General features: G+C 56.8%; 1 protein-coding gene and 1 pseudogene. Both read right to left on the bottom strand.

Annotated features, from left to right (window positions below):
- Window positions 1–154: 154 nt before the first annotated feature.
- Window positions 155–688 (bottom strand): hypothetical protein, encoded by a 534-nt coding sequence (locus Q4577_RS23635; protein WP_303567673.1) that lies wholly within the window; start codon window positions 686–688, stop codon window positions 155–157.
- Between the two features lie 337 nt (window positions 689–1,025).
- A pseudogene (locus tag Q4577_RS23630) lies at window positions 1,026–1,280 on the bottom strand (transglutaminase family protein); the annotation flags it as partial.
- Between the last annotated feature and the right edge of the window lie 76 nt (window positions 1,281–1,356).

Below are 1,356 nucleotides of genomic sequence, written 5' to 3'. Positions count from 1 at the left end.
ACTACACCGCCGAAATGGTGACGTGATCGACCGAACATCAGAACTTTAAAATCCAAGAACAACAACTTGGCAATCCCCTCTCGAGGTACGTCGCCAAAGGCCCTTCCGTGGGCGATGTCCGAAAATACTACGTCGGCCGAGGTTTTGTTCGCGATCATGTCAAATCCGCGCTGACTTCCGTGCGCATAGCCGACGTCCCTGTCGGTCGTGGAGGCATGCCCTCGTTTTCAGCAGCATGGATTGACGCCATGTCACGTGCACCTAGACGCGCCGGGTTCCGGTCCAGAACATCCCTGTCAGATTGGGGCGTCCTAAGCCCCGAATAGAGATGCCGCATTTGTGCTGCAGAGACCCCGTCGGCCTCCATCACGAGGCACACCATCGGATCACCAAGCATTTCCTCAAGGAAGAAGTCGGACAACGCTCTGCCTGTCAGCTTGTCCCTGGCGCGGGCATAGTCCAGATCGGCTAGGGAAACGGTCAGAGATCGCGCAAGCCCCGGATGCGATGTCCGGGGATGAAGTTTCACCAGGACTGAGGCTTTCCAGGCTGCAGGGTCCAGTTGATCCGGGGGTGAAACCAATTCCGTTTCGATCTCGTACTCTCCCGCCGGAAGCGTCTCGTTGAAGCCTGGAACGGTGAACGGGCGGGAAAAAACCGCAACGGTCTTGCTCATCAATTCTTCCATTAGTATGGTCCTTTCCCTTGTTGCTGTGGGTGGTCCGCGCGGCCGTTAAGAATGGGGCGCGTGGCCGGTGCAAATCTCAAGATGTCTTGGATTTCGCTGGTGCTTCCTTGCCAACAGCCTTGGACTCGTTCTCTTTGGCAGGGGTCTTCGCAGGCTTCGGCTTCATTGCGGCCGCAGCCCTGGCTGTTAGGTCCTTGAAGGACATATCATCGACCCTTTGATTGGCCGGTGCCAACTCCTCATCCATGTCGGACCGGGATGCTTGACGCCAGTGTTACTTATATGGGGGTTGGCGACCCCGTTTACGATAGCGTATCAAAAAGGAAGCCAAGGTCAGTCAGGCCAGTTCATCCGTCCAGACCTTGAATTCCGTCAACGTATTTTCCCCAAATGTCTGGGTCAGCGGTACATCGGCGGCATCGCGCCCGCGAGCAATCAAAATTCTCGCGAACTTCGGCTTATTGTTCCGGGGGTCGAACATGTGCCATTCGCCAGAGAGAAAGACCTCAATCCAAGCGGCGAAGTCCCCCGGCGGATGAGGCAGAGGCTCCCCGATGTCGCTCAGATATCCGGTGCAGTAGCGGGCCGGAAGGCATTGCCAACTTGCTGCCGCATCTTGGTACGTCTAGCGTTCTATCATGAGGATACCAGCTGAGATGCCGCGCCTG

It is taken from the genome of Marinovum sp. 2_MG-2023 (assembly GCF_030548265.1).
Classification (GTDB): Bacteria; Pseudomonadota; Alphaproteobacteria; order Rhodobacterales; family Rhodobacteraceae; genus Marinovum.
Note: the sequence above shows the minus strand (reverse complement) of the source record. Positions and strands in the feature narration are given on the sequence as shown.